General features: G+C 45.2%; 6 protein-coding genes. 4 read left to right on the forward strand and 2 right to left on the reverse strand.

The window, feature by feature from the left end:
* The first annotated feature begins 112 nt into the window (after positions 1 to 112).
* Positions 113 to 2,263: a fatty acid oxidation complex subunit alpha FadB gene (gene fadB, locus C6Y39_RS08530; protein WP_105930833.1), complete on the forward strand. Its 2,151-nt coding sequence runs from the start codon at positions 113 to 115 to the stop codon at positions 2,261 to 2,263.
* Between the two features lie 18 nt (positions 2,264 to 2,281).
* Positions 2,282 to 3,445 carry an acetyl-CoA C-acyltransferase FadA gene (gene fadA / locus C6Y39_RS08535; RefSeq protein WP_014997215.1) on the forward strand — a complete coding sequence of 388 codons (1,164 nt, stop codon included), beginning with the start codon at positions 2,282 to 2,284 and terminating at the stop codon, positions 3,443 to 3,445.
* An 82-nt stretch (positions 3,446 to 3,527) separates the two neighbouring features.
* Here fadA and C6Y39_RS08540 read toward each other — a convergent pair whose 3' ends face one another.
* Complete coding sequence (locus C6Y39_RS08540; protein WP_105930834.1) at positions 3,528 to 4,496, reverse strand: integron integrase; 969 nt, start codon at positions 4,494 to 4,496, stop codon at positions 3,528 to 3,530.
* A gap of 233 nt (positions 4,497 to 4,729) precedes the next feature.
* On the opposite strand from C6Y39_RS08540, the gene C6Y39_RS08545 reads away from it, so the two are divergent.
* A complete protein-coding gene (locus tag C6Y39_RS08545; RefSeq protein WP_105930835.1) occupies positions 4,730 to 5,086 on the forward strand; it encodes a DUF2750 domain-containing protein in 357 nt (118 codons plus the stop codon).
* Positions 5,087 to 5,210: 124 nt separating this feature from the next.
* Positions 5,211 to 5,558, forward strand: a complete 348-nt coding sequence (locus tag C6Y39_RS08550) for a hypothetical protein (RefSeq protein WP_105930836.1) — start codon at positions 5,211 to 5,213, stop codon at positions 5,556 to 5,558.
* 29 nt (positions 5,559 to 5,587) lie between these two features.
* Here C6Y39_RS08550 and C6Y39_RS08555 read toward each other — a convergent pair whose 3' ends face one another.
* Positions 5,588 to 6,544: an IS110 family RNA-guided transposase gene (locus tag C6Y39_RS08555; RefSeq protein WP_105930038.1), complete on the reverse strand. Its 957-nt coding sequence runs from the start codon at positions 6,542 to 6,544 to the stop codon at positions 5,588 to 5,590.
* Positions 6,545 to 6,786 lie beyond the last annotated feature (242 nt).

Consider the following 6,786-nt stretch of genomic DNA (forward strand, 5'->3'; position numbering starts at 1 on the left):
GTGTGGCTTTGTAAAGAATCTAGCCACCCTAACGCGTTAGTGAATGCATACGACCCTACAATTCAGTTGGATTAGTTCACTAACATCCTGGCCAATGCCGAAGGAGATGATAATGATATACACAGGCAAAAGTCTTTCCGTCAGCCTGTTAGATGACGGCTTTGCTGAGCTGGTATTCGACGCCCAAGGTTCAGTAAACAAGTTCGACCGCCAAACGGTGACAGAACTTGATGAAGCAACTCAAGCCCTACTTGCTAAAGGCGACATTAAAGGCTTAGTAGTTCGCAGCGCAAAATCTGCATTTATCGTAGGTGCTGATATCACCGAGTTCACTGGCTTATTCGCCATGGACGATGCTGAAGTACTACAGTGGGTTGCTAATACGTCACAAGTATTTGACCGCTTCGAAGACCTACCTTTCCCTACCATCGCTGCAGTTAACGGTTTCGCGCTGGGTGGCGGCTGTGAAATGGCATTGGCATGTGACATGCGTATTGCAGACACAACAGCTTCAATCGGCTTACCAGAAGTTAAGCTAGGCCTTATGCCTGGTTTTGGTGGTACGGTTCGCCTACCTCGCCTAATTGGTGCAGATAACGCCCTTGAGTGGATGACGACTGGTCGCGACAGAAAAGGTGCAAAAGCCCTTGCTGAAGGCGCAGTTGATGCAGTAGTAGCACCAGAAGCGTTAGTTGAAGGTGCACTTTCAATGGTGAAAGACGCCGCTGACGGTAAATTTGACTGGCAAGCTCGTCGTGCGGTTAAGAAAGCCCCGCTACAGCTAAACAAAAACGAAGCCATGATGAGCTTCTCTACTGCTCAAGCTATGGTATTTGCACAAGCTGGTAAGCATTACCCAGCTCCGCACAAAATGGTTGAGACTGTTCAAAAAGCAGCGGGGCTAGACCGTGACGGCGCACTTAAGCTTGAAAACGAAGGCTTTGTAGCCCTTGCAAAAACCGACGCGGCGAAAGCACAAATTGGTATCTTCCTTGCCGACCAGCTAGTTAAAAGCAAAGGTAAGAAGCAAGCAAAAGCAGCCACTAAGCAGTCTAAGCTTAACGCGGTACTAGGTGCTGGCATCATGGGTGGCGGTATTGCATACCAAAGCGCGGTGAAAGGCACGCCGGTAATCATGAAAGACATTAACCAAGGTGCACTAGACCTTGGTCTTTCAGAAGCAGCGAAAATTCTTGGTAAAGGCATGCAGCGCGGTAAAGTTGATGCGACTAAAATGGCGCAAACGCTTAACGCTATCACGCCTACTCTTGAGTATAGCACACTTAAAGATGCAGACCTTGTCATTGAAGCGGTTGTAGAGAACCCGAAAGTAAAGGGTATTGTACTTAAAGAAGTAGAAGACAATGTAGCAGACGACGCTATTATCACTTCAAACACTTCGACTATCTCTATCAACCAGCTAGCTGAAAGCTTAGACAAGCCAGAGCGTTTCTGTGGTATGCACTTCTTTAACCCAGTGCACCGCATGCCGCTTGTTGAAATTATTCGTGGCGAAAATACGTCAGAAGAAACCATCAATGCAGTAGTAGCCGCTACCCTTAAAATGGGCAAAACCCCTATTGTGGTTAACGACTGCCCAGGGTTCTTAGTAAACCGCGTATTGTTCCCATACTTTGCGGGCTTCAGTAAGCTACTTATCGACGGCGCAGACTTTGTTGCGGTTGATAAAGTAATGGAAAAAATCTTCGGCTGGCCAATGGGCCCTGCTTACCTAATGGACGTTGTAGGTATCGACACTGGCGATCACGCAGCAGACGTTATGGCAGCGGGTATTCCAGAGCGTATGGCTCGCCTAGACAACGACCCTGTAACCTTGTTCTACAAAGAACAGCGTTTAGGTCAGAAGAACGGTAAAGGTTTTTACAACTACGGTGTTGATAAGCGCGGCAAGCCGTCTAAAACACCGGCTGAAGAAGCATATGCACTAATGGCGCCACACGTAGCTGAGAAGACAGACTTTGAAGCAGACGACATTATTGCACGCCTTATGATCCCTATGGCAAACGAAGCAATTCGCTGCCTAGAAGAAGGCATTGTAGATAGCGCAGCTGAAGCAGATATGGCGCTACTTTACGGCTTAGGTTTCCCTCCATTCCGCGGTGGTATTTTCCGTTGGATTGAAACCATTGGCTTGGCGAACTTTGTTGCTATGGCAGACAAGTACGCTGAACTTGGTCCTATTTATCAGATCTCAGACGGCGTTCGTGAAATGGCCGCTTCTGGTAAATCCTATTTCGCATAAGACCCGGAGGAAAAACTAATGAAAGAAGTGGTCGTAATCGATTGCGTACGTACCCCTATGGGTCGTTCAAAAAACGGTGTTTTCAGAAATGTGCGTGCAGAAGACCTATCTGCAGCACTAATGACCGCGCTACTAGAGCGTAACCCTGGCGTAAACCCAGCGGAAATTGAAGACATCATTTGGGGCTGTGTTCAGCAAACTAAAGAACAAGGCTTCAACGTTGCACGTAACGCGCAACTACTCACAAAAATTCCACGCACAACAGGCGCGGTAACGGTTAACCGTTTATGTGGTTCATCAATGCAAGCCCTTCACGATGCAACAAGCGGCATCATGAGCGGTCGTGGTGACATTTACATGATTGGTGGTGTTGAGCACATGGGTCACGTACCGATGAACTACAACATCGACTTCCACCCAGGTCTTGCTAAGTACACGGCGAAAGCGTCGGGCATGATGGGTATGACTGCCGAGCTACTTGGCCGTCAAAACGGTATTACTCGTGAGCAACAAGACGCATTTGGCGCACGTTCGCACCAGCTAGCGCACAAAGCACACCTTGAAGGCCGCTGGGCTAACGAGATTGTGCCTGTTGAAGGTCACGATGCAAACGGCGTATTAAAGCTAATTGACTACGATGAAGTAGTTCGCCCAGAGAGCACTGCTGAGAGCATGGCGGCACTTCGCCCAGTGTTCGACCCAGTAAACGGTACCGTGACTGCTGGTACATCTTCTGCGCTGTCTGACGGTGCATCGGCTATGCTACTTATGTCAGCAGACCGTGCGAAAGAGCTTGGCCTAACGCCTCGTGCGAAAATTCGCGCAATGGCTGTGGCTGGTTGTGATGCGGCAATTATGGGTTACGGCCCAGTGCCAGCTACACAAAAAGCGCTTAAGCGCGCTGGCCTAACTATGGACGATATTGAACTTGCAGAGTTTAACGAAGCGTTCGCGGCACAGGCACTATCGTGTATTAAGCAGCTAGGTTGGATGGACCACCTAGATACTAAGATTAACCTTAACGGTGGCGCTATTGCACTTGGTCACCCACTAGGTTGTTCTGGTTCACGTATCTCGGGTACGCTTATCAACCTAATGGAATCACAAGACGTAAGCCTAGGCTTAGCAACCATGTGTATTGGTTTAGGCCAAGGTATTGCTACCGTATTCGAACGCGTATAAGCGTTTGACTAAGAGCTTTTAAAGCTAATTTGTTAAAAGGGCCTTCGGGCCCTTTTTTGTTGGTTCTAACTTGCTGTGTAAGTTACTTCAATACGCGAGATAAAGGACTCACAACGCCCTGTGCCCCTTGCTGAAGTACGTGAGTGTAAATTTGCGTGGTCTTTACGTCTGAATGACCTAACTGTGTTTGCACCGTTCTTATATCAGCTCCAGATTGCAACAAGTGCGTTGCAAAAGAGTGGCGCAGCGTGTGAGGCGTAACTTTCTTTTTAATGTCACAGGCTTTAGCAGTATTGCGTATTGCTTTTTGTATACTCGACTCATCAATATGGTGCCGTCGCACTCTTTTGTTTTCAGGATCGACAGATAACCGAGAAGAAGAAAATAAATAATGCCAGCCTAACTCTCTGGGCGCGTTTTTGTATTTCAAACGCAATCGATGAGGTAGATAAACCCCCGCGTATTTCGGGTTCTCAAGATCAGCCGCCAAGAAGTTTTCTACCATAGCGATTTGCCGTGTGAGGGCCGGCTTTAGCTCAGCAGCCAACGTTACAATGCGATGCTTGCCGCCTTTCCCATCCCAAATGCGAATAGCATTGTAGTCAAAATCAATGTCTTTAACTCGTAGCCTAACCGCTTCCATTAGTCTTAAACCACTTCCGTACAATAAGGATATAGGTAATTTTAGGTTGGCAGGGATTTGCTCAAAAAGAGAGACGACCTCTTCCTTTGTTAATACAACTGGAAGTTTGGCCTGCCTGCGACTTGAAACAAAGTTAAGTTCGCAAGAAAGCGGGCGCTCCAATATATCGCGATATAAAAAGGCCAACGCATTTAGCGCGCTCGCCTGAGTGGCAGGAGCCACATTTTTAGCGTTTACTAAGTGAGACAGAAACACTTCAACTTCTTTGTCTCCCATTTCAGAAGGGTGCCTATTATTGTTAAAGCGGATAAAGCTTATGATCCATTTGCTATAGAGTTCTATCGAACGCTTCGCATAGCGACGGTTGTACATATGCTCTATCACCATTTGCATAAACATTGATTTCATTTTTTTGAATTTTATTACTGTAATTAAATACAGAATTACGGTTTTTGGCTCTACCGTAAAATAAAAAGGAAAGATTCCGTACTTAAGTACAGCATTTTCAGTTACTAAGTGTAGGTTATTGATGAAAGTGTATTTCCATGCGAAAGTAATAAAATTGTAAAAGTGATATACGGAAATTATCCACCTTGCATAAAGGATTTTTTCCTTACACTAAATTGTTAGGAGACAAGGAAATGTCAGCAGGCGTCACACAAGCAAACAAATTTTACGAAGAAGTCGCAGCGACTCAAATAGTTTGGTTTGGTTGCCTACCAAACGAAATACTCTTAGAGTTTGATGTTGGTGACAACAAAGTATCTTTGCCCCTGTGGTCTTCCAAATCTAGAATCGATAGGCTTAAAAAACTGAATCCTGAACTGCTCGGAGACGTAGAAGCACGAAGTGTTAGCTGGGCACAATTTAAGGAGGATTTCTTACCTATCCTACAGGATGATGAGAAAGTAGTGGGAGTAAATCTTTCTGGCAAAAATCTTACAGGCATCGACATACCCGCATCACTTTTAGTTAAACAAATAGAGGCATTTGGGTAATGTCTCCTAACAAAAAAATCAAGTTCGCCCGCTACGCGGGCTGGGACGCAAACACGCGGGGCGGCTTCGCCATTATGCCCCACATGCCTGCGCCCCTTATTTAAAAGTTAGGTGCTACAGGGAAATGAGCTTCGAAAGATTTCATAAACATTTACACACCGTAGCTGACAATACGATTTGCGTATCGTACGACCGCTTAACTACAAAGTTTGCAGTTAAGGTAGGCGACACTGTTGCTTACTCTAAGTACTTTTGGTTCTGGCCTAGACATAATGCCACCGTTCAAATCGGTGATAGCTCTTATGCGCTCAGTGTATACTGGTTTCTTATATGGGGAGCGTCTTTAAAAAAAGATGATTCAGTTGTTGTAAAAGAGCTCCTACCTAAACGCCGTAGACGCTCTATTTCTATTCTAGGGTATGGTGTTTTCATTGTTTTGGTTAGGGCTGCGTTTGTTGTTTTTACGCCATAGCACCTAACAAGAGACTATGGCGTCAATAGTTAATTTAAAGCCTTTGGCGCTTCCCACATCACACCATCTCTCAACATTGAATTCAGTACTATTACCATCTTTCTCACACAGGCAATCAAAGCCACCTTTTTAGGCTTTCCTGCGCTTACTAACTTACCGTAATAAGATTTAAATACAGGGTTTGATTGAATCGCCGACATCACAGCCATAAAGAGTACTGTTCTTACTTGGTGACGGCCACCTTGTATTTTCCGATGCCCTTTATACCGCCCACTTTCTTTGCTCATCGGTGCAACACCAACTAAGGCTGCTGCTTGTTTGTTCGTCATATAACCAAGCTCAGGTAGATTACTTATTATTGACGCAGCTGCGACTTTTCCAACACCATTCATGCTTTGAAGCAGTTGATCTTTCGCTTTAAATTCCGGCGTCAACTCAATCATCTTCAGGATTTTTTCTTCGACCTTTTTTATCTGATTACCCAAAGCCGTTAATATCGGTTTTATCGTCATCGCAAGGTCTTTGGGCATGATTTGAATTCTATTTTTTTCCATTGTTTGCATGGAAAGGAGTTGATTACGACGCGTGACTAAATCGCTCATAGCGCGCATGGCTTTTGGCTTCAGCTGAGTTAAGTCAGGTTTTATCACCTCACTAAAGTGCGCTATTAGTTTAGCGTCGAGCTTGTCAGTTTTAGCTCGCCGCCCTATCGCACCAGCAAATCGTTTTATGTGAACTGGATGGGCAATGACAAATGGAAGTTTTGCCTCAGCGCACGCCATTGCAAAAGGCATTTCTAATCTGCCCGTCGCTTCAACAACTATTCTTTCGGGCTGATATTTCTTGAGTTCGACAATCGCTTCTTTTATCCCTCTTTCATTGTTTTCTACACAGAAAAAGATATCCAAAGGCCGTATGTAAATATCAAGCTGTGATTTGCCAGTATCTACCCCAACGTTAATTTTTTGCTTTGTAATAGTGTTCATAATAAGCTGACTCTTGCTTGCATAATGCGGGTTCGAGACCCAGTAGACTATTCGAGTGTGGTGCTTGGAGTCCTATGAGGCGTTCTTTCTTGTTATCGGTCTCTCAATTGAGGAGCCAAAAATTAATCGAACTGCCAAATAGAAAGCTTTAGTTGCTGCTAAAGCCTGGGTCTCACATTACCCGAAATTGATGAAAAAGGATTTAAGTTAGGTGGGTAATTATCCATACAAAAAAATTAAGT

Source organism: Alteromonas gracilis, assembly GCF_002993325.1.
Lineage (GTDB): Bacteria > Pseudomonadota > Gammaproteobacteria > Enterobacterales > Alteromonadaceae > Alteromonas > Alteromonas gracilis.

Excerpts from the sequence above, each read along its gene's own strand:
- fadB (WP_105930833.1), top strand. The coding sequence starts at position 113 with ATGATATACACAGGCAAAAGTCTTTCCGTCAGCCTGTTAGATGACGGC.
- fadA (WP_014997215.1), top strand. The coding sequence starts at position 2,282 with ATGAAAGAAGTGGTCGTAATCGATTGCGTACGTACCCCTATGGGTCGT.
- C6Y39_RS08540 (WP_105930834.1), bottom strand. The coding sequence starts at position 4,496 with ATGAAATCAATGTTTATGCAAATGGTGATAGAGCATATGTACAACCGT.
- C6Y39_RS08545 (WP_105930835.1), top strand. The coding sequence starts at position 4,730 with ATGTCAGCAGGCGTCACACAAGCAAACAAATTTTACGAAGAAGTCGCA.
- C6Y39_RS08550 (WP_105930836.1), top strand. The coding sequence starts at position 5,211 with ATGAGCTTCGAAAGATTTCATAAACATTTACACACCGTAGCTGACAAT.
- C6Y39_RS08555 (WP_105930038.1), bottom strand. The coding sequence starts at position 6,544 with ATGAACACTATTACAAAGCAAAAAATTAACGTTGGGGTAGATACTGGC.